Annotated in this window: 22 protein-coding genes and 1 pseudogene; 12 read left to right on the forward strand and 11 right to left on the reverse strand. The window is 71.0% G+C overall.

Annotated elements, in window-relative coordinates; genetic code table 11:
• Positions 1 to 101 precede the first annotated feature (101 nt).
• From PV341_RS00265 to PV341_RS00275, 3 genes and pseudogenes are all read right to left on the reverse strand, one after another.
• Positions 102 to 1677, reverse strand: a pseudogene (locus PV341_RS00265) (IS1182 family transposase).
• Between the two features lie 270 nt (positions 1678 to 1947).
• Positions 1948 to 2541, reverse strand: coding sequence for a hypothetical protein (locus PV341_RS00270; RefSeq protein WP_500356277.1), 594 nt, complete (start codon positions 2539 to 2541; stop codon positions 1948 to 1950).
• 136 nt (positions 2542 to 2677) lie between these two features.
• The gene (locus PV341_RS00275; RefSeq protein ID WP_500329142.1) at positions 2678 to 3049 is read right to left on the reverse strand and encodes an iron chaperone; all 372 of its coding nucleotides are present in this window, start codon (positions 3047 to 3049) and stop codon (positions 2678 to 2680) included.
• A 455-nt stretch (positions 3050 to 3504) separates the two neighbouring features.
• Between PV341_RS00275 and PV341_RS00280 the strand changes: the two genes are divergently transcribed.
• The 9 genes from PV341_RS00280 to PV341_RS00320 all read left to right on the forward strand — a co-directional run bounded on the left by PV341_RS00280 (position 3505) and on the right by PV341_RS00320 (position 10277).
• Positions 3505 to 4224, forward strand: a complete 720-nt coding sequence (locus PV341_RS00280; RefSeq protein ID WP_500356279.1) for an alpha/beta fold hydrolase — start codon at positions 3505 to 3507, stop codon at positions 4222 to 4224.
• 135 nt (positions 4225 to 4359) lie between these two features.
• The gene (locus PV341_RS00285) at positions 4360 to 5103 is read left to right on the forward strand and encodes an isochorismatase family protein (RefSeq protein ID WP_500329144.1); all 744 of its coding nucleotides are present in this window, start codon (positions 4360 to 4362) and stop codon (positions 5101 to 5103) included.
• 114 nt (positions 5104 to 5217) lie between these two features.
• Entirely contained in the window at positions 5218 to 5415 is a 198-nt protein-coding gene (locus tag PV341_RS00290; protein ID WP_500329145.1) for a winged helix DNA-binding protein, read from the forward strand.
• 111 nt (positions 5416 to 5526) lie between these two features.
• A complete protein-coding gene (locus PV341_RS00295) occupies positions 5527 to 6468 on the forward strand; it encodes a patatin-like phospholipase family protein (RefSeq protein WP_500329146.1) in 942 nt (313 codons plus the stop codon).
• A 9-nt stretch (positions 6469 to 6477) separates the two neighbouring features.
• Positions 6478 to 7314, forward strand: a complete 837-nt coding sequence (locus PV341_RS00300) for a phosphatase PAP2 family protein (RefSeq protein WP_500356282.1) — start codon at positions 6478 to 6480, stop codon at positions 7312 to 7314.
• 282 nt (positions 7315 to 7596) lie between these two features.
• Positions 7597 to 7914, forward strand: coding sequence for a hypothetical protein (locus tag PV341_RS00305; RefSeq protein WP_500329148.1), 318 nt, complete (start codon positions 7597 to 7599; stop codon positions 7912 to 7914).
• The gene (locus PV341_RS00310) at positions 7911 to 8144 is read left to right on the forward strand and encodes a hypothetical protein (protein WP_500329149.1); all 234 of its coding nucleotides are present in this window, start codon (positions 7911 to 7913) and stop codon (positions 8142 to 8144) included. Before PV341_RS00305 ends, PV341_RS00310 begins: the two co-directional genes overlap by 4 nt.
• A 131-nt stretch (positions 8145 to 8275) precedes the next feature.
• The gene (locus PV341_RS00315) at positions 8276 to 9493 is read left to right on the forward strand and encodes an ABC transporter permease (protein WP_500356284.1); all 1218 of its coding nucleotides are present in this window, start codon (positions 8276 to 8278) and stop codon (positions 9491 to 9493) included.
• Between the two features lie 76 nt (positions 9494 to 9569).
• Positions 9570 to 10277, forward strand: a complete 708-nt coding sequence (locus tag PV341_RS00320) for a sigma-70 family RNA polymerase sigma factor (RefSeq protein ID WP_500329151.1) — start codon at positions 9570 to 9572, stop codon at positions 10275 to 10277.
• A gap of 242 nt (positions 10278 to 10519) precedes the next feature.
• On the opposite strand, the gene PV341_RS00325 is transcribed toward PV341_RS00320, so the two are convergent.
• The gene (locus PV341_RS00325; protein WP_500329152.1) at positions 10520 to 11119 is read right to left on the reverse strand and encodes a TetR/AcrR family transcriptional regulator; all 600 of its coding nucleotides are present in this window, start codon (positions 11117 to 11119) and stop codon (positions 10520 to 10522) included.
• 188 nt (positions 11120 to 11307) lie between these two features.
• On the opposite strand from PV341_RS00325, the gene PV341_RS00330 reads away from it, so the two are divergent.
• Together PV341_RS00330 and PV341_RS00335 are read left to right on the forward strand one after the other, a co-directional pair.
• Complete coding sequence (locus PV341_RS00330) at positions 11308 to 11973, forward strand: nitroreductase (protein WP_500329153.1); 666 nt, start codon at positions 11308 to 11310, stop codon at positions 11971 to 11973.
• 342 nt (positions 11974 to 12315) lie between these two features.
• Complete coding sequence (locus PV341_RS00335; protein ID WP_500356286.1) at positions 12316 to 13350, forward strand: magnesium and cobalt transport protein CorA; 1035 nt, start codon at positions 12316 to 12318, stop codon at positions 13348 to 13350.
• Positions 13351 to 13376: 26 nt separating this feature from the next.
• Here the strand turns inward: PV341_RS00335 and PV341_RS00340 are convergent, their stop codons facing one another.
• Positions 13377 to 13814 (reverse strand): glutaredoxin domain-containing protein, encoded by a 438-nt coding sequence (locus PV341_RS00340; RefSeq protein ID WP_500329155.1) that lies wholly within the window; start codon positions 13812 to 13814, stop codon positions 13377 to 13379.
• Positions 13815 to 14012: 198 nt separating this feature from the next.
• Positions 14013 to 14222: a hypothetical protein gene (locus PV341_RS00345; RefSeq protein ID WP_500329156.1), complete on the reverse strand. Its 210-nt coding sequence runs from the start codon at positions 14220 to 14222 to the stop codon at positions 14013 to 14015.
• A gap of 451 nt (positions 14223 to 14673) precedes the next feature.
• On the opposite strand from PV341_RS00345, the gene PV341_RS00350 reads away from it, so the two are divergent.
• Positions 14674 to 18051 carry a S8 family peptidase gene (locus PV341_RS00350; protein WP_500356288.1) on the forward strand — a complete coding sequence of 1126 codons (3378 nt, stop codon included), beginning with the start codon at positions 14674 to 14676 and terminating at the stop codon, positions 18049 to 18051.
• Between the two features lie 66 nt (positions 18052 to 18117).
• On the opposite strand, the gene PV341_RS00355 is transcribed toward PV341_RS00350, so the two are convergent.
• The 5 genes from PV341_RS00355 to PV341_RS00375 all read right to left on the reverse strand — a co-directional run bounded on the left by PV341_RS00355 (position 18118) and on the right by PV341_RS00375 (position 23925).
• Positions 18118 to 18417, reverse strand: a complete 300-nt coding sequence (locus PV341_RS00355; protein WP_500329158.1) for a Rossmann-fold NAD(P)-binding domain-containing protein — start codon at positions 18415 to 18417, stop codon at positions 18118 to 18120.
• A gap of 123 nt (positions 18418 to 18540) precedes the next feature.
• Positions 18541 to 20853 carry an FdhF/YdeP family oxidoreductase gene (locus PV341_RS00360; protein WP_500329159.1) on the reverse strand — a complete coding sequence of 771 codons (2313 nt, stop codon included), beginning with the start codon at positions 20851 to 20853 and terminating at the stop codon, positions 18541 to 18543.
• A 35-nt stretch (positions 20854 to 20888) separates the two neighbouring features.
• Complete coding sequence (locus PV341_RS00365) at positions 20889 to 21407, reverse strand: SRPBCC family protein (RefSeq protein ID WP_500329160.1); 519 nt, start codon at positions 21405 to 21407, stop codon at positions 20889 to 20891.
• A 213-nt stretch (positions 21408 to 21620) separates the two neighbouring features.
• Positions 21621 to 23114: a PepSY-associated TM helix domain-containing protein gene (locus PV341_RS00370; protein ID WP_500356290.1), complete on the reverse strand. Its 1494-nt coding sequence runs from the start codon at positions 23112 to 23114 to the stop codon at positions 21621 to 21623.
• 193 nt (positions 23115 to 23307) lie between these two features.
• Positions 23308 to 23925 carry a hypothetical protein gene (locus PV341_RS00375; RefSeq protein WP_500329162.1) on the reverse strand — a complete coding sequence of 206 codons (618 nt, stop codon included), beginning with the start codon at positions 23923 to 23925 and terminating at the stop codon, positions 23308 to 23310.
• Positions 23926 to 24332 lie beyond the last annotated feature (407 nt).

Consider the following 24332-nt stretch of genomic DNA (forward strand, 5'->3'; position numbering starts at 1 on the left):
CTCCAGCAGCTGGGACGTCCATGCCTGGATACGCGCCCTAGAAGACTGGTGAAGATCTTGGTGTGAGGCTGTTCGGTCGTGTGCTGGGCAGCCCCTGTTTGCTAGGTGGTGGCTGGGTTGAGGTGCCAGGTTTGGCCGGTGTGGGTGAGTCCGAGGTTGATGAGTCGGCGGAGGTTGAGGGCGGCGACTCGGGTGTGGAGCCAGGTGTCGTTGGCGATGGTGCCGCGGTAGCGGAGTTTGCGGTTGCCGTGCTGGACGAGCCAGGCGACGGCGCGTTCGACCGGTGGTCGCCAGCGGCGGTAGTCGGCCTGCCATGTGGGGTCGGTGGCGGCCTGGAGGCGGGCAGCGGCCTGCAGGTCGTGGTGGGGGCGGATGGTCAGGATGCGGCCGGCCTTGGCCTTGGTGCATCGCTGACGCAGAGGGCAGCCGGTGCACCGGTCCTTGAAGGCGGCCTTGCGCTGCTGGTGTCGTCCGCCGGGGTCGGACAGGGCGACGGTGTGTTCGGCGGGGCAGGTCACGGTGCCGTGGGTGGTGTCGATGGTGAAGTCGTCGAGGGTGAAGCCGCCAAGGACCGCGGGCCGGAGCGGGGTTGAGGAACAGCCTGTGACCTGCTTGTTCCAGGGCCTGGCGGGCCTGGCCGGTGGAGTAGGCGGTGTCACCGAAGGCGTCCACCGGTCCGTCTTCTTCGGCGAGCAGATCCAGGCCGACGGTGGCTTCGTGGTGCTCGGGGCCGGCGCCGGGCGTGAGGGTGACGGCGGTGTATAACCCGGTCTCGGGCTCGACGGCGAGGTGGGCTCTGTATCCGTCCTGCTGGTGGGTGCGGGTCTTGTGCACGTGCCGGGACTGCGGGTCGACGGTGGAGACCATTCGGCCTGGTGCGGTCCCTTGGGTGATGCGCCAGCGTCCGTCGCGTCCGTCGGAGTCCTGGGCGGGTTCGACGTCCTGCCCGGCGACCAGGGCCAGGATGCCGACGGCGTTGGCGGCTCTCTCGCCCAGTTCCCGCTCGGGTAGATGCCCCAGCAGTCGCAGCGCGTCGCCGACCAGGGCGTCCACGAGATCAGCGCGGGCCTGTTGATCGTTCCAGGCGATCCGTGGTTTGCCCGGGTCGGTGTAGTCGTGCGCGGTGCACTGCACCGCCGCGACCTGGTCGGCGCCGGGAACCTCGCGGATCACCGTGCGGATCGCGGCGATGAGCTGGGTGACGGTGTCCTGGGTGGCGACCGCGTCGTCCAGCACGGTGGAGTCCAGTGCCCGCCGGTGCTTGCCCTGAAGGACCCCGGTGGCTTTCACCACCTCGCGCACGGCCTCAAAGACCCGGTTCGGCCGCACCGAGCGCGCCAGACGGCGGCGGAAGTAGGCCAGCAGCGACGGATCGAAGGCCAGATCGTGCAGACCGAGCCCGCAGGCGGCCTTCCACCGCAGGTCACAGCGCAGTTCCTGGACGGTCTCGAAGTCCGACAGCCCGTGCAGGGCCTGCACCGTGATCGCCGCGGCCAGGATCTGCGGCGGCATGGACGGCCGTCCGTTCGCCGAGGGATACATGTCCGCGAACATCTCCGCCGGGAACAACGCTCCGCGATGCTCGGCCAGGAACGCGAACACACTTCCCGCCGGAATCAACTCCCGGCAGGTCTCCCACACATCCGGCCCGACCGTCTCCCCGGCCCATTCCCCCATCACCACGAAAACGAGTCTGGCCCCACCACTCACACGGCGGGACCAGAACCCAAGATCTTCATGACTCTTCTAGGTCGTGTCGTCAAATGAGCGCCGGCCGCCCGAAGGGCGGGCCCAGCGGCGTCTGGTGCGGTGCATCGCAAGGCGGCGAGTCGTCCTCGTAGTGGGCTACTCGGTCGATTCGACAACGCAGCGTGGGGGCACCCCCGGCCGAAGGCTGGGGGTGCCGTGCCAGGCGCCGCGGGGCAGGCGGGCATTTGACGACACGGCCTAGGGGGCGTGGCCTGCCGTGGGGCGCTGAACCTCCAGTAGGACCGCTGTCCCGGCCACTGTTCGGTCCTCGTGCATGGTGAGCACTTGCCCGGGCTGAACGCGTTGCCACTGCGACGGGTCGAGAGGGGCGAGCCGGATCGTGGCTCGCCCCCCTGGCCCCAGCGAGGGGGCGAACTCCACCCATATGGCCGCGATATTGAGGGCTGGTTGGCCGGAGGGGCTTCGATTGCCGACGTCCCACATCGGTTTCAGGACCCCGGCTCCGGAGAAGGACGTCTGCCGGCGTGCCTCACTGGCCGGTCGGAGGGTGAGGTCAGCGCGGATGATCCCGTTGCTCGTTTCATAGCAGCGCCAATGGCACCAGGCAGTGCTCCTCTCCAGGTGCATCTGTTCGGCAGCACTCGCCAAGGTCTCCCAGAAGCTGAGCGGAAGGGGGCCCACGTCACCAAGCTCTTCCAGTAGGTGAAGGGCCATTTCCCACTCATCGTGGATGAGGTAGTCCCAGACGTCATCCACCGTGATGTCGTTTTCGGTGGCGATCTCTTTAGGTACCAGCAGTGAAGCGGCTTCCAGCATCTCGGGGACGTCCATGCCTAGATTCTGGCCGCCCGCTCGCAGCCCGGGCTACGCACCTCCGCCTCAAGTGGTCCCGGCCGGTGGCGGCCTCCTGGACGTGAGGGCGGAGCCGACGCACTGCCGGGTCGGCTCACCGAAGACGGCGTTGGGGTCACATCCACAGCACGCCGTCGTCCTCGTGCTCACGGACGCGGTGAGCGATCATGCGGCGGAGGAGGTCGGTCGGCACCGGGCTCCCGTACGGGAGCCTGACAGTGCCCTTGCCGGTTCCGAAATCCGTGAGTTCGGCGTCGAAGGCTTCGCGGGTACTGGGGGTGAACGCGAAGTTCGCGTGCTTCGCGTGGCCGCTGATCACGAACAGGATCGTTCCCGACGGGTGCACCCACGCAGGGTGGCCCCATTTGACCGCCTCGTTCGCCTCCGGCACCGTCTCACGCGCCAGCACATGCAGCTGCTCCAGCAGCTCGCGGGCCTGGCCGCCGAAGCCCTCGATGTACTCGTCGATCGTCTGGGGCCTGCTCATGACATCAGTCTGGCAGGCGGCGCGCCCGGCTGGTCCCCGCCACTGCGGGTGGACGGACGAGGGCGCCGCACCGCTCCTTCTCTCCGGCAGGGTCCGGATCCCGTCGCCGGAAGGCTTTCGAGGCTCCCGGCCGCGGCGCGGCTGCTGAGCGGCCCTCGCGCAAAATCGCTGTCACAGGCGGGAAAGCGGTCTTGTCGTCTTTGTGGACAGTCCCCGCTTGGAGGAACGCATGAGGCCAAACCGCCCACACCTGCCCCCGGGCGTCGAGCGGTCCTCGCGCGAGGACACCGTGATCATCTGCTCGTCGCCATGAAAGGCCTTCTGTGAACCGTCCCTCTCAGTACCGGAACGTCAGGACCCCCCTCTCCCCCATGGCCGCGGTGTCCGCTACCGCCGGTCTCCTCTCGGTGGCCGTGGATCCCGCGGAAGCCGTGAAGGAAAAGGAGGGTGGTTCGATGCAGGACGGCAAGCCGACGGTCGTCCTCGTCCACGGCGCATTCGCCGACTCCTCGAGCTGGAACGACGTGATCAAGCAGCTGAGGCGACACGGCTACCCGGTGGTGGCCGCGGCCAATCCGCTGCGCGGACTGGCCGGTGACGCCGCCCACATCAGGAGCCTCTTGGCGAGCATCGCCGGTCCCGTGGTCCTCGTCGGCCATTCCTACGGCGGTGCCGTCATCACCAATGCCGCCCACGGCTGCGACCAGGTCAAGGCGCTGGTGTACATCGCCGCCTTCATCCCGGACGAGGACGAGAGCGCCGACGACCTGGCGAGGAGGTTCCCGGGCAGCTCGCTCGCCGACGCGCTGCGTCCCGTCCCGTGCACCCTGCCCGACGGCTCCCCGGGTGTCGACCTCTACATCGACCAGGACAAGTTCCACCATCAATTCGCCGCGGACGTCCACCCGTACACCACGAACCTCATGGCGGCCACCCAGCGCCCCGTGACCGTCGCCGCGCTCGAGGAGCCTTCGGGCGAACCCGCGTGGAAGACGATCCCCTCCTGGACGCTGGTGGCCGGCGAGGACCTCAACATCCCGCGTGAGGCCCAGATGTTCATGGCCAGGCGCGCCGAGTCCCACATGGTCGTGATCCACTCGTCCCACGCCCCGAGCGTGTCCCACCCGGGTGACGTCGCCGACATCATCGAGCGGGCGGCGCGCTCGGTCCGCTGAGCGAGCGGCTCCACGGGCGGGGCGCTGACGTGACTCCCCTCTCGTCGCTGCACGAGCCATCGCCATCGCCATCGCCATCGCCAACCGCACGTCCATCCTGGCCCCACCCGTCATCGACGAAGAGGAAGAACTCCCGTGCCGTACACCCCCAACGCCGGCCCCTACGACAGTCTCACCCCGGACAACGCGATCGTCCTGCTGATCGACCACCAGATCGGCCTGATGCAGCTCATCGACGACATGTCCCCGGAGACGGCGAAGAACAACGTCGTCGGGCTCGCCCGGGCAGCGAAGACCCTGGGCCTGCCCGTCATCCTCACCACCAGCCGCGACTGGGGTCCGAACGGGGCCCTGCTGCCCGAGCTGGCCTCGCTGTTCCCCGACGCGGAGGTCATCCGCCGACCCGGCGTGATCAATGCCTACCGGTGGCCCGCCTTCCGCGAAGCACTGGAGGCCACCGGCCGGAAGAAGGTCATCATCGCGGGGGTCACCGACGCCACCTGCCTGTCGTTCCCCGCTTTGGACATGGTCCTGGACGGCTACGAGGTGCATGCCGTCATCGACGCCTCCGGCGCCGAGGCACCCGGCGAGATCGTCCGCGACGCGGTCGTGGCGAACCTCTCGCGGGCCGGAGTGCACATCAAGTCGTGGTTCGGCGTGGTCGCCGAACTCATCGCCGACTGGCGCCGCGACGAGGCGAAGGGCTGGCCGCTCGCCGTGGGTGCGGTCCACGACCACCTGCCCAGCTGGGGATACCTCCTGGACACCGACATGGCCTACGGGACCGGCCGGATGACGCCTCCGGAGTGGTTCGTGACGGGCCGGTCCGAGCCGACCGGCCGCACTGCGGCGGTCGGCACCGCGGAGCGTGGCGACTGACCGGGTCCGCCGGCCACGGGTCGGAGCGGCCGCCCTTGGCCGTCGCCTTACTGCTGCGCCGGACGCACCGGCGCGCGTACGTCGTGCACGCGCCGGGTACGCAGAGGACCGGCCGTGCGCAGGCCCATCCGTGGTGACCGTCGGGTGCGGGCCGTGGAGGTCACGCCGCAAGGAGCCGGGGTTGCCGACGCGGTGCATGCGGCCGTCGAGCAACCGGCCGGGTGCATGGTCACCGAACTGAGCCCGGGCGAGCGCGCGCCGTTCGGCGATCTGCCCATGCGCGTCGCCCGGCCCACGAGCGGCGCGACGTAAGCACGCCGGATCGCCTTGCAGGTGTGCGCACTTCCCTCACCTCAGTAAAAAAACGAATGTTCGGCTTGACGTGAGACCACTTGTGCCACAGGATGGGCACCGCAAAACGGAATGGTTGTTCTCGGAAAGGGTGGAGGTGCCGTGGAAACCGTGCACACCTTGGGGTCGGCACTGACCGCATGCCGGGTTGCGCGGGATGGCGGGGCTCCCGCCTCACCTTTGCCAACCGGACCCACCCCGCCCGGCACCGTGGCCTTCGTGCTCCAGGGCGGTGGCAGCCCCTGTGCTTCGCAGGTCGGTGCCTTGCGGGCGCTCACACAGGCGGGCATCACGCCCGATCTCATAGTCGGGTCCTCGGCCGGCGCGCTCAACGGCGCCGCTTTCGCGGCCGACCCGACCGCCGAGGGCGTCGACCGGCTGGAAACGCTGTGGCTCACCATCAAGCGGCGGCATGTGGCGCCGATTTCGCCATGGACCGTGATCCGGGCCGCGCTGGGTCACGCCGAGGCCGCGGTGTCGAGCAACGCGCTGCGGCGGGTACTGAGGTCCGGGGACGGCGTCGACCGCCTCGAAGACGTCGCCGTGCCGGTGCACGTCGTGGCGACCGACGTGGAGAGCGGCGCTGCGGTGGTCCTCTCCCGGGGCGACGCCGTATCGGCCCTGCTGGCCTCAGCGGCCGTCCCGGGCCTGTACCCCCCTGTGCGCGTCGGGCAGCGTCACCTCATCGACGGCGCAGTATCGGCGGACACCCCCGTCCTCCAGGCAGAGGCACTGGGTGCGACGACCATCTACCTCCTGCCCGCCGCCGTTTCCGAACAGACCGGCCGCCGGGCACGGACGGCCCTGCTCGCCGCCTACCAGGCGGTGGGAAAGATGCTGGAGGAGCGGGAACGCCGGGACGTGGCGGCGGTGCGCGGGTCGGTTCTACGGCTGCCGGCCGCCACCACGCCCGTGGTCAGCCTCATCGACTTCCACGAGACCCCGCGGCTGCTCCAGGCGGGCTACTCGCTCACCCGGGACTGGCTCGCCCGGCAGCCCGCGGCGATGGCCTGAGGACGTCCGATGGCCAACACGGCCCGCTTCGTCAGGCGGTTGCTTCCCCGCGCCTCGCGTCCACGGAACAGCCGCGCACCGCGGTGGTGGGCGGAACTGCTGCTGGTCGGGGTGCTGTACGCGGTCTACGAAACCACCCGCGGGCGGCAGCGGGGCTGGGACGCCACCGCGGACAACAACGGCCGGACCATCCAGCGCTGGGAGAACGCCGTGCACATGGCCCCGGAGCAGTCCCTCAATCAGGTGCTGCACCAGTTGCCGGTCCTGGCCGTCGCCGCCGCGTACTGCTACGCCACGCTGCACTACGTCGTCACGCCTGCCGTCCTCATATGGCTCCACCGCAGGCACCCCACGCACTACCGCGGCGCACGCACCTGGCTCGCCACGGTGACACTGGCCGCACTCGTCGCGTACTGGCGGTTCCCGACCACGCCGCCCCGCCTGCTGAGCGACGGCGGCATCCACGACATCGTGGCCGACGTCGAGCATTGGGGGTGGTGGGGCGGCGAGACCAGCGCGCCGCAGGGGCTCGGCAGCCTCGTGAACGAGTACGCGGCCATGCCGTCGCTCCACGTCGGCTGGGCGGTGTGGTCGGGGTGGCTCCTCTTCCGGCATTCCCGCCGGAAGACGCTGCGGGGCTGCGGCCTCGCCTACCCCGTGCTGACCACTCTCGTGGTCGTCGCGACGGGCAACCACTATCTCGCCGACGCCGTCGCGGGCGCACTCCTCATCGTGCTCTTCGGCTCGTTGACCGCTCTCGTGTCCGCCGAACGTTCCGCGCGGAGCGGCGCACGCCGTGTCCGGGCGGGCCACCCGGATCCCCACTCGCAACTCCCCCCAAGGTAGTCCGACATGCCCCACTCCCCCCTACCCTCGCCTCCGGGCGACGGAGAACGCCCGGGCGTCGCGCGCACGACGCCCGACAGCGGACATGGCACCGGGAAGGCCGGTGGCTGGCTGCGCAGCCGGCGCCCGGGTCGGACCGCCTCACACCTCACGTTGCACTTGGGGGAAGTCTTCCTCGTCGGCGAAGACGCCGAGGGACCGACCGGGGGCCTGGTGCGGTTTCGGATATCGGACGCCGTCGAGGAGGGTCGGCCGCGACGCTCGTGGTGGCCCCGGACGGACGTGGGGCGCCACCTCGCCGGGTCCACGGGGGAGCTCCGGCTGGTCCGGAACCACGGCCACGACGGGACCACCGCCCCGCAGGCACTCATAGCCGTACTCACGCTCAACGGCATCACCGACGTCGTCCCCCTCGTACGGTTCGACATCGCGCACACGCTCCCGCACGTCGCCGACGCGGACTCGGGCCGTGCCGCGGCCGTCGGCGTCGACGTGCACTTCTTCGCGGGTCTGTGGGATCTGCCGATCCCGGCCCGCACGAAGTGCCGCGTGCACCTGGAGGGCTCGGCCCGGCTGCTGCCCGACTGGCCGGGGCGATGAGCGAGGAGGACGGGACCGAGGCCGACGACCCGGCGACGGGGCCGGGCGACCGGGCGGGCCACGCCCACCACCTGTGCGGCACGCTCACCGCGCTACCGCGCCTGCGGCGACGTGCCGCGCTGATCGTGGGCGCCATCGCGGTGTTGCTGGGCGCGGACGGGGACCTGGTCCTCACCCTCCACGACGGCGGGATACCCGCCGGAGACACCACGACGGTCCGGAAGACGTAGCCGAGCAGGTCCCGCCCGGTGCGGCACCTTTGCGACAAAAAGAAAACGAATGTTCGGCTTGACGTTTTCCCGCGACAACCCCACACTGGAGCAGTAAATAAAATGATCATTCGTCTTTGTGGAGGCATGGCGTGAAAAAGCCATCGACGGGGCTGCAGTCATGGCACCGGACCGTCATCGCGACCTTGGCGTTGCCCTTGGTGATCTCTCTGGCCGTGATGGCGTTCGCGTGGCCCGCGTCGCGGATCGCGCCCCGCGATCTACCCGTAGGGGTCGTCGGCACCAGCGCGGCCAGCCAGAAGGCGGTCGAGGGACTGACGCACGGCAAGCCGGGCGGATTCGACTTCCACCTCTACGCGGACCAGGCATCGGCGCGCTCAGCGATCAAGCACCGGGAGATCTACGGCGCCTTCGTCGTCACTCCGGGCCACGTCACCGTGCTGGAGGCCACCGCCGCGAGCATGCCCGTCGCCCAGCTGCTGACCACGTCCGGTCAGCATCTGGCGGACGAGGCGGCGAAGGCGGCGGCGAAGGACCCGACGCCACCGGGCGGCGCGTCCGTCCGGTCCACCGCCCCGAAGAAGGCCGCCGCGAAGAAGGCCGCCGCGAAGAAGATCACCAAGGTGAAGGTGAAGACGGTCGACATCGTCCCGATCTCCGCGAGCGACCCGCGCGGCGTCGTCTTCGTTTCGGCCCTTCTCCCGCTCACCGTGTGCAGCATCATGATCGCGGCGCTCGTCGCGCTGACACCCGGTCACGTCTCGGTACGCCGCAGGCTGGTCGACCTGGTCGCCGCGTGCGCCGTGACGGGACTCGCCGCCTACCTCATCGCCCAAGGCCTTCTCGGTGCCCTGCCGCACCAGCACGTGGCCACCTGGGCGGCCCTGTCCCTCACCCTGCTCGCCATCAGCGCGACCAGCTTCGGCCTGGTCACCCTCATCGGTCCCCCCGGGCTCGGACTCAGCGTCGCACTCATGGTCTTCGTGGGGAACCCCTTCTCCGGCAGCACGTCCGCACCGGAACTGCTGCCCAAGGCCGTGGACGAAATCGGCCAGTGGCTCCCGCCGGGTGCCGGCGCGGGCCTTCTGCGCAGCACGGCGTACTTCGACGGGAACGCATCCGCGGGACACATCGTCGTCCTCGCCCTGTGGAGCACCCTGGGCCTGGCCGCAGCCCTCCTCGGGGGCCGACGACGCTCCGCGGTCGCGAACGGCACCTTGGGGGACGACCGGCTCGGCGCCGACGACACGAGTGCGGTCGCCCCGGACACGGCCGGAACCACGACGACCGTGACGCCCGCACCGGTGTTCCGCACGCACTCGCACGCCCGGCACGCCGCCCACGGATGAGGAAGGCGGCTCGTCCTCGCCTCCGCGCGGGAGACGGCGACAGCCGGCCAACGCACCGAACGCAAGGAAAAGAACCATGTCGTCGAAGTCCGCGGAGCGCGCCGAGGACCTGATGGACGCACAAACGGCGTTCCACGACGTCCGCAACATCACGTTCGGGATCGCCTACCGGATGCTCGGCAACATCGGCGACGCCGAAGACGTCCTCCAGGAAGCCTGGATCCGCTGGCAGACCTACGACCGCTCCAAGGTGCAGAACCCCGATGCCTTCCTCACCACGATGGTGACCAGGCTGACGATCAACGTGCTGCAATCCGCGAGGGTCCGCCGGGAGAACTACGTCGGCCACCGGCCGCCGGAGTCGATCGACCCCATGAGCGATCCCGCACTGGGCACCGAGAAGGCGGAAGCGCTGAAGGTCGCGGTGCTGATGCTCATGGAGAGGCTCACGCCCGCGGAACGGGCGGCGTACGTGCTCCGCGAGGCGTTCGAGTACCCCTACGGGCAGATCGCAGAGGTCATCGGGCAGTCCCAGGTCAACGTGCGCCAACTGGTGAGCCGCGCCCGCAAGCGACTGGCCGCGCAGAAACGGGCCAGCGTCTCGGCCGCCGACCACCAACGGTTCCTCGTCACCTTCCTGGTGGCGGCCCGGGCGGGGAACGTCGCCCCACTCGAAAGGCTGTTCGCGGAGGACGTCGCCTGCCCAGGCGGAGGGGTGGTGCGGGCGGAGGGGCAACCACGCCTGCGAATGGGTCTTTTGACGAGGCGTCCCGCATCCGCGTGACCATACGGGGTGGGCAGTCCCCTGGCTCCGATGACCGGCCGGTCATCGGAGCCAGGGGACTGCCCGCTCGCCGCCGGGGCGTGCCGGCACAGCCGGATGCGGGACGGGGGGCGTGGCCCCGTCGGGCCACCGATGCCGGGCAGCAGATGACACGGGGCCATGGGCGAGGGGGATGTGCGGTGGCGCGTCCGGATCGTGATCCGGACGCGGAGCGGCCACGAGGCCTGCGGCGGGCCCGTGCGTCAGGACGTCGCCGGAGCCGGCCAGAGCGCTCGCAGGGCGCCCGGCACTCCGTCCAGCGCGGAGTCGTCCATCGCCAGCTGGAGGATGTAGCCGGGGAGCATGCACATGAACGCGGCGGCCATCGCCTCGGGAGCGACCTCGCGCGGGAGGGTGCCGCTCTGCTGGTGCTCACGGATGACGTCGGCCAGCGCCGTGCGCATCTGGGCCATCAGATCGTCGAGTTGCCTGGCCAGCGAAGGGTTCCGCAGCGCCTCGGACCAGGCCAGCACGGAGAGCCCGGCGATGCTCTGCTCGGCGGTCTTGACCTTCACGACTTCCAGGACGTCGGCCATGAGGTCCCCGAAGGAACCGCCGGGCCGATTCCTCGCGACGCTCTGGACCATGGCGAGGACATCGCGCACGCTCTCCTCGACGATCGCCGTGATCATCTCGTTCTTGCTGGCGAAGTGCCGGTACACGGCGCCGGCCGACAGGCCCGACTCGGCGAACAGGTCTTGCATGGACGTCGAATGGAACCCATCGCGCAGGAAGCAGCGGCGCGCCGCGTCCAGGATCTGCTGGCGGCGGGCTTCCATGTACTCCGGCGTGACCTTGGGCATGGATCCATCCTCCGAACAAAAACGAACCTTCGTATTAACTTATCACACCGGGCTTGACCCGGGCCGGTACCACGGAGGGCAGCCGCAGCGGTCTCGGGCTCCGCGCACGACGAGGCGCCACCCATGTGTCACATTTCGCCTGCTTTAACTGTCAATCATGCAATTAAAGCTCTTGGAGGTGGTTGGTCATGGATGTCTACGAGGCGGTCACGAGCCGACGGGCAGTCCGCGCGTTTACCGACCGGCAGGTCCCAGGCGAGGTGCTGGAGCGCGTGCTGGCTGCCGCCGCCTGGTCCCCCTCCGCGTCGAACCTGCAGCCGTGGCACGTCTACGTGGTGACCGGCGGGCCGCTGGCCGAGCTCAAGAAGCGCGCCGGCGAACGGGTGATCGCGGGCGACGCTTGGGACGATCCGGAGTACGAGCAGTACCCGCCGGCACTGCAGTCCCCGTACCGCGAGCGCCGGGCCGCCTTCGGGGAGCAGCGCTACAGCGCCCTCGGGATCCAGCGCCAGGACCTGGAGGCGCGCCAGAGGGCCGCCGCCGCCAATTGGGACTGCTTCGGCGCACCCGCCGCCCTGTTCTGCTACGTCGACCGCGACATGGGCAGACCCCAGTGGTCCGACGTCGGCATGTACCTGCAATCCGTCATGCTGCTGCTCCGCACCGAAGGACTGCACAGCTGCGCGCAGATGGCATGGGCGAAGTACCACAAGACCGTCGCAGAGGTCCTCGCTCCCCCGGGCGAGCTCATCCTCTTCTGCGGCATGTCCATAGGGTTCGAGGACGTCACCGCACGTCACCCCCGCCCGGCACGGGCGTCACTCACCGAGACGGTGGAGTTCGTCGGCGATTAGACCGCGGCGCACCCCACACGGCCTTCCGCCGGTCATGTCGAACCGCCGGCCGCGGGCGGTCCGTGTCACAAGACGACGCGCTATCCGGTCACTACGTGTGCAGGCCGGCCCGGGGGCAGGGAGTCCGTGGGGCCTTCAGGCCGGCCTGCACCTCGCGTCCGCGGGCACGCGGAAGGACGGGGAAGGCACGCGATCGAGGGTCGGCGCCATCCTGCTCGTGCGCTTCACGAGGTCCGGCCGTGCCGCGACGCCCGGGCGGCCACGAACCGGCCGGCCCTCCGGACGAACCGCACGACGGATCGCCGCCGTGCGGGAACTCGCACAAGGAGTCGGGAACAGCAGATGGCGCAGCAGGACGGGGCGGACGGCACTTGGCTGCCGCCGGCGGTCGAGGACTGCGCTCTGTACGAGGACGGCCGTCGCATACCCGGCCCGGTGGATCTGGACGCGCTCATGGAGCGGCGGGACGGACAAGCCGGGCGGTTCGCGTGGATCGGTCTGTACGAGCCCACCGCCGACCAGATCCGGCAGGTTGCCGACGCCTTCGACCTGCACCCCCTGGCCGTGGAAGATGCCGTCCACGCCCACCAGCGACCCAAGCTGGAACACTACGGCGACACACTGTTCCTGGTCCTGAAGACCATCGTCCACGTCAACCACGACAAGGTCACCGCGACCAGCAAGATCGTCGACACCGGCGAGATCATGGTCTTCGCCGGCCCCGGTTTCGCCATCACCGTCCGCCACGGCAGCGCTCCGCCCCTCGACCACGTGCGCCGCCAACTCCAGGCCGACCCGCAGCAGCTCGGCTACGGTCCGGCTGCCGTCATGCACGCGGTCGCCGACCTGGTCGTCGACCGCTACCTGGAGGTCGCCGACGCCTTCGACGACGACATCGACACCCTGGAGAGCGAGGTCTTCTCCCCCGATCTCCCCGTCGACCCCGCACGCATCTACCAGCTCAAACGGGAACTCCTGGCGTTCAAGCGCGCCGTGATGCCGCTCGCCCCCGCCCTGCAGCACCTCGGCGAGCAACCGATCCCGCACGTACCGGGCCAGGTGCCCGCCTACTTCCGCGACGTCGCCGACCACCACCAACGGGTCACCGAGCAGATCGTCACCTTCGAGGAACTCGTCAGCGGCATACTCGGCGCCAGCATCGCCCAGATCAACGTCCAGCAGAACGCCGACATGCGGCGCATCAGCGCCTGGGCGGCCCTCGTCGCCCTCCCCACCTTGGTCGTCGGCATCTACGGCATGAACTTCGACTACATGCCCGAGCTGAGATCCCCCTACGGCTATCCGGCAGTTCTCGCCGTCATCGCCCTCGTCTGCACCTTCATCTACCGGGCCCTGCGCCGCAACAGATGGCTCTGACCGTGCCGCGCAGCCGTCGCTGCTGATCAAGCGGGCGGGCCGAGCTGTTCGCGCACCCAATCAGGGTCAGGGTTCGTATGCGGCCGGCCGGCCACGACGACGGTCGGCACGGTCTCGTTGCCGTCGTTGGCCGCTCTGACCGCCGCGGCACCAGCCGGGTCGCGCCAGATGTCGACCCAGCGCAGCTCACGGGCCCTCCGCCCCAGGCGGACGCGCAAGCGCAGGCAGTACTTGCAGCCGGGCCGCCAGAAGACGACCGGGCGGCCGTCGAGCGCGCTCCGGCGTTGCGCCTCCGACGCACCGATCCCCTTGGGGAAGACCAGCGGCGAGTTCACGCCCGCGAGCAGTACGAACCCCACGAAGAATGCTCCGGCCTCACCGGGGCTGCCCCCGAGAACCAGCCCCGTCGCGACAACCGAGCCGCAGACCAGGAGCAGCATTGGCAAGAGCCACGCACGCGTCATGTTGACGCAGCCTATCCGTGAGCCGAAAGCGCGCCCGACCGGGCTGCCGCGACTGGCCCTTCGCCGTATCCACGGCAGCTCGCGGCCGCGCTGTCAGCCCGCGCTGCCGGCCTTCCAGGCGCTCCAGTTCATGTGCCGGCCGTTGGTTCGGAGGCCGGTGCCGCAGTGGTGTCGGCCGTCGCACCTCGGGGGACAGCATCATGTACGACTGCGGGACGGCGGCGACGCCAGGTCGCCGACGGCGGCCGCCCCGTCGATGCCGGGCACCGCCCCATCGGCGTTCTCCCGGTCGGCGGTGAAGTAGCGGGGCGCGCAGCCGGCGGAACCCGACTGGGCGGGGACGTAGAAGAGCCCAGCCGGGTCGGTTTCGGCGGGTTCGGGGTCTTCCCCGTACACGTACAGGCACATGGTGTTCCTCCGGGAGCGAGGGAGATGCGCGACTCGGGCACGGGCCCGCGTCCGGCAATGAGGCTATGCCCGCAGGTCAGGCCGCCATCGCGCTCAGCGGCAAACCCTGACGCCGCTCTGACGGTGGGGAGCCGCGCCCGGGCCTCCGGGGGACCCTGCCGAAGGCCAGGCACGGCGGAAGGGTCGGCGGCCTGCGGCAGGGTGCGCGGCAGATCGTGTGCACGGGGGACCGAGGGAGTGTGGAAACCGGTCCGGAGAAATCGGGAACCCGGCGGACGGGGCCGACAGGTAACAGGGGACCGCGACCAGGGCCCGGCCCGTATGGGGAGGAACCGATGAGAGCAGATCACCCCCGGCGGAGCCCGGCCGCATGGGCAGTCTGACTCCCGCGGTCTTCGCCCTTTTCACATGACACCGGCCGCTTCGCCGTGCCCGGTAAGAAAGGCATGCCTTGACACACAAGAGACGAGCACCGGTTACGGCGTTCGCCCCCTTCACCGCCATCACCATCGCCGCGGCCCTGCTGGGCGGAACGGTCGGAGTGGTCCAGGCCGCGCAGGCCGATGGCGCGTCCCGGACCGGATCGCGTCCCGGGGCCGCGTTCGGCACGGGTTCCGACGCCACACGACGGACGGTCACCCTCGTCACCGGCGACAAGGTGACGCTGGACGCCACCGGCAAGGTCGTCGGCGTCACGGCCGCCGAGGGCCGGGAAGGCATGGCGTTCCGCATATCGCGCGCGGCCGGCGGTGACACCTACGCCGTACCGCGCGACGCCGAACGGCTGATCGCGGACGGCACGGCCGACCGGCAACTGTTCGACGTGACGCGGCTGGTGGGTTTCGGGTACGACGACTCCTCACGGCCCGACCTGCCGCTCATCGTCACCTACACCAAGGGCGGTCCCATCGCGGCGCGTACGCTGTCGGACTCCGGCGCCCGCGTCACCCGCGACCTGCCCAGTATCAACGGCAACGCCCTGCGGGCCGGCAAGTCCGAGGCCGCGGCGCTCTGGCGGACCCTCACCGGCAGTGGCGCGAGCGCCCGTTCGTCGGCCACCGCCACCTCGGCCAAGGTCGAGAAGATCTGGCTCGACGGCAAGGTCACGGCGAGCCTGGACCGCAGCACGGCGCAGATCGGCGCCCCCGCTGCCTGGGCGGCCGGTTACGACGGCGCCGGTGTCACCGTCGCCGTGCTGGACACCGGTGTGGACGCGACGCACCCGGACCTGAGGGACCGCGTCGACGCGCAGGTGAACTTCTCCGAGTCCCCGGACACCGTCGACCGCGTGGGCCACGGCACGCATGTGGCCTCGACCGTCGCGGGCTCCGGGGCCCGGTCGGACGGGAAGTACAAGGGCGTCGCGCCCGGCGCCCGCATCATCAGCGGCAAGGTCCTCGGCGACGACGGATCGGGCAGCCCCTCCGGCATCATCGCCGGCATGCAGTGGGCCGTCGCCCAGGGCGCGAAGGTGGTCAACCTCAGCCTCGGCAGCGACGACACCCCGGAGACCGACCCGGTCGAGCAGGCGGTGAACGGGCTGTCGGCGGACTCCGGCACCCTCTTCGTCATCGCCGCGGGCAACGGCGGCCCCGCCGCGGGCACGATCGGTTCCCCGGGCAGCGCCGCCGCCGCGCTCACCGTGGGCGCAGTGGACCGGGCGGACGCCATCGCGGAATTCTCCAGCCGGGGCCCGACCGCCGACGGTTCCCTCAAGCCCGACCTCACCGCCCCCGGCGTGGACATCGTCGCCGCCAAGGCCGCGGAGGGCGTGGAGGGCGACCCGGCAGCCGACGCCTACGTGTCGATGAGCGGTACGTCGATGGCCACCCCGCATGTGGCGGGCGCCGCCGCGATCCTGGCCCAGCAGCACCCGGACTGGACCGGCGGGCGGATCAAGGCCGTCCTCACCGGTTCCGCCGCACCGGCCACTGACCTGGCCGCGTTCGCGCAGGGCACCGGCCGCACCGACATCGCGCGGGCGATACGTCAGCACGTGACCAGCAACCCCACCTCGCTGGACTTCGGCACCGCCCGGTGGCCGCACGCGGACGACGAGCCCGTCACCGAGAAGGTCACCTACCGCAACGACGGTGACCGCCCGGTCACCGTCGACCTGGCGACCGAGGCGTTCGGCGAGGACGGGAAGCCGGCCGCCGAGGGCATGTTCGACGTCTCGCCGAAGCGGCTCACGATCCCGGCGGCCGGCACCGCGACCGCCACGGTGACCGCCGACAGCCGCGCGGGCTCGGCCGACGGCACGTTCGGCGGCTCCGTGACCGCGACGGCCGGGGAGACCGCCGTGCGGACCGCCATCGGCGTGAACCGCGAGCAGGAGTCGTACAACCTGACGGTCAGGCACCTCGATCTGGGGGGCAAGCCCACCGGCGATTCCGAGACGGGCGTGTACGGCCTGGGCAACGACATCTGGCGGGACTGCTCCGACCCCACGGACGGAGAGTTCACGGTGCGGCTGCCCAAGGGCCGCTACGCCCTCGAGGGCCGCGTCTCCACCGGGGCGGACCCCGGCGACGGGAAGCTGGCGCTGCTGCTGCACCCGAAGTTCTCGCTGACCCGGGACACCACCCTGGTCATGGACGCCCGCAAGGCCAGGCCCGTCCGGATCACCGTGCCCGACCGCGCGGCCGAGAACACCGACGCCACACTCAACTTCGGCGTCAACGACAACGGATCCGGCTACACCTCCACCTACGACATGGGCAGCTTCGGCAACCTGCGCGTCGGGCAGCTCGGGGCACCGCTTCCCGCAGGCGAGGCGTTCGCGCAGTACAACGGGACGTGGACCCACGGCACGGTGAACTACCGACCGGCCTCGAACCGCACCGGCGACCTCTCCGGATTCACCGCGAAGCTGCGCCGCCGGGACTTCGCCAAGCTCGTGCTCACCCTCGGCGCGCCCGCCGCGGGCAAGACCGGCAGCCTCGTCGCCGCACCCCTGACGCCCAACGGCAGCTGGTTCGACTTCCACCCGGAGGAGGGCGCCCTGCCGCGCACCGTCACCGACTACGTCCTGCCGGCCGTGAAGTGGCAGTACGCCACCGGCCAGTACGGCGCTCCTGGCGCGGACGGCGAACCCGTGTGGGACGGCGGCCAGACCGTCACCCGGGCCAGGGCCTACGCCGCGGGCAGGACGTACGCGCAGCGCTTCAACATCGGCGTCTTCGGCCCGCACCTGTACAGCGCGGGTGGGGAGGCGTCGGGCGCGGTCCGTCTCGGCGACGACTTCAGCGCCTACGTGCCGCTGTTCTCCGACGGCGCGGGCCATGTCGGCGTCTCCGACTACACCAGGGCCACGAGCGCGCTGTACGCGGACGGCACGCCGGTGTTCACCTCGGACACGCCCCTGGACGGCGACACGCACACCCTGCCCGCCGAGGCGCGGGCCTACCGGCTCACCACGGACGTATCCCGCGCCGCGTCGCTCTCCGCGGTCAGCACCCGGGTGACGGCCGAGTGGACCTTCCGCTCCGCCCACGTCTCGGGCGACACCATGACGTGGCTGCCCCTGTCGGCGGTGCGCTTCACGCCCAAGCTCCAGGCGGCCAGCACGGCCAGGGCGGGCAGGGCCTTCACCGTCCCGTTCACGGTCGAGGGCGCGGCCACCGCCCGCATCGCCCGCAAGCTGGCGTTCTCGGTGTCCTACGACGGCGGCAGGAGCTGGAAGCCGGCCAAGGTCACCGACCGTGAGCGGCTCGAACTGCGCCACCCCGCCCGCCCGGGCACCGTCTCGCTGCGCGTCGTGCTCACCGACGCCGACGGCAACACCCTGAAGCAGACGATCTACCGCGCCTACCGCACCACCGCGTAGGCACTGCGCTCCACACGCGGGCCCCGGGCCGTCGGCCCGGGGCCCGTCCGCTCCCGACGTCCGGGGTCACGCGTCGACCGCGCGCGTCGTGCCGGCCCAGCTGTCCAGGTCGGCCAGGCGTGCGGTGAGGGCGGCGCGCATGGCGTCCGCGCCGAAGACGCCGAGGGCCAGTCGCAGGGGCGGGGCGTCGCTGTCCGCGGCTGCTCGGATGCCCGCTGCGATGCGCGCCGGTGACGCGTACGCGGACGCGGGCTGTGCGCCGATGGCCTTCTGGACCTCACGGACGGTCTGGTCGTAGTCGTCGATGGCGGCCGCGACGTCGAGGTTGTCGAGGAAGGCCGTGGCGGTGGGACCGGGCTGGACCATGGTGACCTTGATGCCGAGCGGGGCGAGCTCGTCGGCGAGGGCGTCCGACAGACCTTCGACGGCGTACTGCGCGCACGGCGGGCGCTCCGGCGTACTGCGCGCACGGCGGGCGCTCCGGCCACATCACAGCGGCGAGGCATCCGGGTGGGTGCCCGAGGGCTCCAGCCGGACGACGATGCCCTTCGAGGTCGGCTGGTTGCTGGTCTCGGCCACGCTCTCCAGCGGCACCAGGACCTGGGTCTCGGGGTAGTACGCGGCGGCGCAGCCCAGCGCGGTCGGGTAGGGGACCACCTCGAAGCCCTCCGCACGGCGCTCCACGTCATCGTTCCACACGCTCACCAGGTCCACCGACTGTCCTTCGCGAAGCCCGAGTTCGGTCAGGTCCGCGGGGTTGACCAGCACGACGCGGCGGCTGCCGTGGATGCCCCGGTAACGGTCGTTGTTGGTGTACGGGATGGTGTTCCACTGGTCGTGGGAGCGCAGGGTCTGCAGCAGCAGGTGCCTGTCCGGGGCCTGCGGCATGGCCCAGGCGTTGCTGGTGAACATGGCCTTGCCGGTGGCGGTGGCGAAGACGCCCTCGTTGACGGGGTTCGGCAGCCTGATGCCGCCCGGCCGGACGACTCGCCGGTTGAAGTCGTGCAGCCCCGGCAGGATGTGCGCGATGCGGTGGCGGATCGTGCCGTAGTCGGTCTCGAACTGCTTCCACGGGATGCCGGTCCTGCCGTCGAGGGTGTGCCGGGCGAGCCGGCACAGGATGGCAATCTCGCTGAGCAGCAGTTTGGAGGCCGGTTCGAGACGTCCGCGGGAGGTGTGCACCTCGCTCATCGAGTTCTCGACGGTGACGAACTGCTCGCCGCAGGGCTGCACGTCCCGTTCGGTGCGGCCCAGGGTCGGCAGGATGAGTGCCGTCCGTCCGCAGACCGCGTGCGACCTGTTGAGCTTGGTGGAGATGTGGGCGGTCAGGCGGCATCGCCGCATGGCCTCCTCGGTGACCGCGCTGTCGGGCGCGGCCCGGACGAAGTTGCCCGCGAGGCCGAGGAAGACCTTGATGCGGCCCTCCCGCATGGCCTTGATCGAGTTCACCGAGTCCAGACCGTGGGCGCGTGGCGGGTCGAAGCCGAACTCCCGCTGCAGCGCGTCCAGGAAGGAGTCCGGCATCTGTTCCCAGATGCCCATCGTGCGGTCGCCCTGGACGTTGCTGTGTCCGCGCACCGGGCAGGCGCCGGCCCCGGCCCTGCCGAGGTTGCCGCGCAGCATCAGGAAGTTGACGATCTCCCGGATGGTGGGGACAGCGTGCTGGTGCTGCGTCACGCCCATGGCCCAGCAGACGATGACGCGCTCGCTGTGCAGGACGTCGTCCCGCACGTCCTCGATCTCCTCGCGGGTCAGTCCCGTCGCGGGCAGGATCTGTTCCCAGCCGATGCCGTGGGCGTGCTGCGCGAACTCCTCGAAACCGCTGGTGCTGGAGCGGATGAAGTCATGGTCGAGCACGGTGCCCGGCCGGGCGTCCTCGGCCTCCAGCAGCAGCCTGTTGAGGCCCTGGAACAGCGCGAGGTCGCCGCCGCTGCGGATGTGCAGGAACCGGTCGGCGATCCGGGTGCCGTGTCCGATGATCCCGCGCGGCTTCTGCGGGTTCTTGAACCGCAGCAACCCGGCTTCCGGGAGCGTGTTCACCGCGATGACGCGGGCGCCGTTGCGCTTGGCCTCCTCCAGGGCGGAGAGCTGCCGCGGATGGTTCGTACCCGGATTCTGGCCCACCAGGAAGATCAGGTCGGCGTGGTGGAGGTCGTCCAGGCTGACGGTTCCCTTGCCGGTGCCGAGGGTCTCGTGCAGGGCGGTGCCGCTGGACTCGTGGCACATGTTGCTGCAGTCGGGCAGGTTGTTGGTGCCGAACGCCCTGGCGAAGAGCTGCAGGACGAAGGCGGCCTCGTTGCTGGCCCGGCCCGAGGTGTAGAAGACCGCCTCGTCGGGTGAGTCGAGCGAGTTCAGCTCCGCGGCGATCAGCTCGAAGGCGTCGCGCCAGCTGATCGGTTCGTAGTGGTCGGAGTCGGGCCGCTTGACCATCGGTTCGGTGAGCCGGCCCTGCTGGTTCAGCCACAGGTCCGACCCCCGTCCCAGCTCGGAGACCGAGTGCCGCCGGAAGAACTCGGCGGGGATGCGCCGCGTCGTGGCCTCGTCGTTGATGTGCTTGGCACCGTTCTCGCAGTACTCGTTGCGGTGCCGGTGGCCGGGAGCGGGATCCGCCCAGGCGCAGCCGGGGCAGTCGATGCCGTCCACCTGGTTCATGGTCAGCAGCGTCACCCCGGTGCGCGCGACCGAGGTCTCCTCGAGGGAGTACTCCAGCGCGTGCCGTACGGCGGGCACTCCCGCGGCCCATTCCTTGGGCGGGGTCACGCCGAGCGCTTCGTCCGGCTCTTCTCGGGGGGCCTTCTTCATGACGTGCGTCCCTCGTTCTCTCGTCCGCGGATCGCTCATCCGACCGGCCACCGCGGGACCCGGCTCCGTGGCGGTTCCGGCTCCAGCGGCCGCACGTGTCCGTTGTGGATGGACGCCCGCCAGGCTCCGCTCTCCTCGCCGATGCCCTCGATGTACTCCTTGAAGTTGCGCAGCTCCGCCCGGACGACGCGGCGCGCGACCCCGAGGGCACTCGTGACGGTGTCCGCGATGCCGCGGCGTGTGGTCTCCATCCGCACGGTCACTTCGGTGCGGTCCGCTGCCACGGAGCGGAAGGAGACCGTGCCCCGGTGGTAGGGGCTGCGTCGCAGGCTCTGCCAGACGAGGTGCGAGTCCGGTTGCTGCTCGACGATCTCCGCCTTGAACTCCCGGTGCAACGGGCCGATCCCGATGACCCAGTGGGTGACCGAGGGGTTGATCTGCTCGACCCTCCTCACCGCGGACATGAACCGCGGAAAGCTCTTGAACTGGGTCCACTGGTTGTACGCGGTACGTACCGGGACCGCGATCTCGACCACTTCTTCGACGGTCGTCATGGCCCACCTTCTTCAGGCGCCGCTCTCTCCAGTGTCACCGCCCGCCAGGGACGTCGCATGTGGGTGAGCGCGGCGAGGGGACGCTGCGCCCGGCTCCCGTCACGTTCGGTGGCGACCGCGTCTGCGGCGCTGCCCCACAAGACGCAGCTGCCTCCGGTCCGGCACGGTGGGCGTGCCGGACCGGAGGCAGTTGGCGTTGTCTCCCCTTCGACGCTAGGCGGTTCGGTTCCGCCGTACGAGCCCGACCGCCGTGTCGACGACGAGGAATCCGAGCAGCGTGATGCCCAGGAGGGGCAGCGCCCAGCCGAGCGCGGCGACGGCCGGGACGCCGATGATCAGCAACGGCAGGGGCAGCTGCCGCCACGTCCCCCGTACGGGGGCCTTGCCGAGTGCCGCCGTGCGGTCGCCACGCGTGGGCCGGCGCTGCCACCACATCCGGTAGCCCCACACGATCACGGCGATCAGGCCGAGCGCGATCAGCGCCAGCAGGATCTGGTTGACGATGCCGAACAGCAGGCCCATGTGGCCCTGGACGCCGAGCTTGCTGAGCTTGGCCAGGACCGGGTAGTCGGCCCACCTGCTCTCCGAGGTGACCTGGCCCCTGGCGGCGTCGACGGCGACCTGGTCGTAGTGGACCGGCCACAGGTCGTCGTCCTGGGCCACCGTCCAGGCGGCCGCGTCGTCCGTGGGCGGCGTCAGCTCCACCCGGCCGCCCAGCCCGGCGTCGCGGGCCACCCCGAGGACCGCGTCGAAGTCGGCGGGGTCCGCCGACGCCGCGCCCTGGTCCGTGCCGTGTCCGGCGTGCCCCGCGTGCTCGCCCTCCGTCGCCCCGGCTCCGCCGGGCAGGGAGGTGACCAGTTCGGGGGCGTTTCCCTTGGCCGCGTCGAGCAGCTGCCCGAACCGGTCACCGGCGTAGTGGGACCAGGTCAGACCGGTGGCGCTGAGAGCGAGCAGGCCGACGGCGATCCAGACGCCCGTGGCCGCGTGCCGGCTGCGGGTACGCCGTACGCCCCGGGCGGAGCGGTCGGGCAGCAGCACACCGCGTGCCGACGTGGCACGCTGCCCGCGGGCACGCCCCAGCCACAGGACGAGGCCCCCTGCCACGATCACCCACAGCCAGCTCGCGGCGACCTCCGAGTACAGACGCCCGGTCTCACCGAGGTGCAGGTTGCGGTGCAGGTCGTCCATCCAGGTGGTCAGCGGCGTCGAGCCGTACCACGTGGTCAGCTCACCCTTGACCTCGGCCGTGTACGGGTCCACGAACACCGTGCGCTGGTTCTCGCCCAGTTCAGGCAGCGACAGCACCACCCGCGTGGTCTCCTCCGGGCCGGACGGAGTGATCACCGAGGACAGCGTGCCCTCCGGGTGGGCCGCCCGGGCGGTGGCGATCTGCTCCGCCAGGGGGCGCGGTTCGTCACCCACCTCCGCCACACCGAGCTGGTCGCCGTAGACGAGCTGGTCGAGCTGGGGCGTGACGGTGTAGGCCAGCCCCGTCAGGGCGGCCACGAGCAGGAAGGGGGCGACGAACACCCCCGCGTAGAAGTGCAGCCGTACGAGCAGCGCCCGAACGCCCTTCCACGAACGGCCGGGTCGTACGGGACCGGTCCCCGAGGTGGCCGGCGGTACGGCGGGGCCGTCGGCCTCCGCGACGGCCACCGCGGCTTCGTCGCGGTCGTCCCTTGGCGTTTGTTCCTGTGTCGAAGTCATGCGTGCATCCCCAATCGGCGCCCGGCGCACTGGGCGCGGGCGCTCATGAAGCCGACGATTCGGTCCGCCTTCACGGCGGTACGGCGTGGCGGGCCTGCCGTTCCGGCACCGGGCGCGCGTGGATGCGCCGGGCGGACGGTGTGCGTGGGCACGCCGGACTGCGCCCGTCACCGCGACGGGGCGTGACGGACGGTCAGGAGCAGATCGCCGGCCGCGGGGGGCCGCGTCGTGTGACGCTGTGCCACAGGGTCGCCTGGTGGTCCAGGCGTGGGGGGACGTGGAAGGACGCGGGCGTCGCAGGGGCGGGTGACGTGACGACGGCTCGGACGCGCGAAGCCCGGCGCAGTGGAGCGAAGACGAAAGCGGCCAGGGAGCGGCCGAGTTGGAAGGCCGCGGCCTCACCGCACCACAGCCACAGCCCGCACAGGACCGCGGCCAGGGCGTGGGCGGAGACCATGCCGGTGGACCAGCCGCCCATGGCGGCGGTGCTCATGGGCATCGCGGCCACGGCGGCCGAAGACCGGTGGCCGGCCGTCATATCGGCGGGGGCGGCGGCGAAAGCCTGGGCGAGGCTGAACCAGCCGTGCAGGGCGAACTGGGCCGCCGCGGTCGCCGCCATGACCGCCGGGGCACCGCGCTCACGGCGACCCGCCAGCCACCACGCTCCGGCGGTGGTGGCGGCGAACCCGTACCCCACCGCCCAACCGGGAACCGCCCGCGACATCAGGGCGTGTCCGAGACCCGTCACCGCCACGCACACGGCCGCGAACACCGCGGCACGCGCGAGGCGGAAGGCGGGCCCGGATGTCATGGGCAGCAATGATGCCATCGACCACCCGAATGAGGGACGGGGCACGCGGAAGCACCGACGGCGCACGATGGCCTGTGCTGGCTACGCGCCGTCAAACCCGTGGGCTCTCCCCGTAGTCCATCGCGGCCCGCCACAGGGCGCGGCCGTAGCCCGACCGCGGCGCCCGGGCAGGACCGACCCCGACGTACCGGGGCGGGCCCGCGACGCGCCCCTCGTGGACGACGACGAGGACCCGTCCCACGGAGCCGTGAGCACCGGCCGCAGCCATTCCCAGCGGAAGGGCACGCGCCGCAGCCCGCTTCGCGGGGACGGGAGGTGAGCCCCGGCGCGACTCGCTCCGGCGCGGCCAGGGGACATGCGGGCGGCCCGCCGGTGTACCGGCGGGCTGCTCCATCCCCACAACCTGG

It is taken from the genome of Streptomyces sp. PA03-1a (assembly GCF_033792805.1).
Taxonomy (GTDB): domain Bacteria; phylum Actinomycetota; class Actinomycetes; order Streptomycetales; family Streptomycetaceae; genus Actinacidiphila.

What these genes read in the sequence shown, in the direction of transcription:
- PV341_RS00270 (WP_500356277.1), bottom strand. Translation starts at nt 2,541, where the DNA reads ATGGACGTCCCCGAGATGCTGGAAGCCGCTTCACTGCTGGTACCTAAA.
- PV341_RS00275 (WP_500329142.1), bottom strand. Translation starts at nt 3,049, where the DNA reads ATGAGCAGGCCCCAGACGATCGACGAGTACATCGAGGGCTTCGGCGGC.
- PV341_RS00280 (WP_500356279.1), top strand. Translation starts at nt 3,505, where the DNA reads ATGCAGGACGGCAAGCCGACGGTCGTCCTCGTCCACGGCGCATTCGCC.
- PV341_RS00295 (WP_500329146.1), top strand. Translation starts at nt 5,527, where the DNA reads ATGGTTGTTCTCGGAAAGGGTGGAGGTGCCGTGGAAACCGTGCACACC.
- PV341_RS00300 (WP_500356282.1), top strand. Translation starts at nt 6,478, where the DNA reads ATGGCCAACACGGCCCGCTTCGTCAGGCGGTTGCTTCCCCGCGCCTCG.
- PV341_RS00310 (WP_500329149.1), top strand. Translation starts at nt 7,911, where the DNA reads ATGAGCGAGGAGGACGGGACCGAGGCCGACGACCCGGCGACGGGGCCG.
- PV341_RS00320 (WP_500329151.1), top strand. Translation starts at nt 9,570, where the DNA reads ATGTCGTCGAAGTCCGCGGAGCGCGCCGAGGACCTGATGGACGCACAA.
- PV341_RS00325 (WP_500329152.1), bottom strand. Translation starts at nt 11,119, where the DNA reads ATGCCCAAGGTCACGCCGGAGTACATGGAAGCCCGCCGCCAGCAGATC.
- PV341_RS00330 (WP_500329153.1), top strand. Translation starts at nt 11,308, where the DNA reads ATGGATGTCTACGAGGCGGTCACGAGCCGACGGGCAGTCCGCGCGTTT.
- PV341_RS00335 (WP_500356286.1), top strand. Translation starts at nt 12,316, where the DNA reads ATGGCGCAGCAGGACGGGGCGGACGGCACTTGGCTGCCGCCGGCGGTC.
- PV341_RS00340 (WP_500329155.1), bottom strand. Translation starts at nt 13,814, where the DNA reads ATGACGCGTGCGTGGCTCTTGCCAATGCTGCTCCTGGTCTGCGGCTCG.
- PV341_RS00345 (WP_500329156.1), bottom strand. Translation starts at nt 14,222, where the DNA reads ATGTGCCTGTACGTGTACGGGGAAGACCCCGAACCCGCCGAAACCGAC.
- PV341_RS00355 (WP_500329158.1), bottom strand. Translation starts at nt 18,417, where the DNA reads ATGGTCCAGCCCGGTCCCACCGCCACGGCCTTCCTCGACAACCTCGAC.
- PV341_RS00360 (WP_500329159.1), bottom strand. Translation starts at nt 20,853, where the DNA reads ATGAAGAAGGCCCCCCGAGAAGAGCCGGACGAAGCGCTCGGCGTGACC.
- PV341_RS00365 (WP_500329160.1), bottom strand. Translation starts at nt 21,407, where the DNA reads ATGACGACCGTCGAAGAAGTGGTCGAGATCGCGGTCCCGGTACGTACC.
- PV341_RS00370 (WP_500356290.1), bottom strand. Translation starts at nt 23,114, where the DNA reads ATGACTTCGACACAGGAACAAACGCCAAGGGACGACCGCGACGAAGCC.
- PV341_RS00375 (WP_500329162.1), bottom strand. Translation starts at nt 23,925, where the DNA reads ATGACATCCGGGCCCGCCTTCCGCCTCGCGCGTGCCGCGGTGTTCGCG.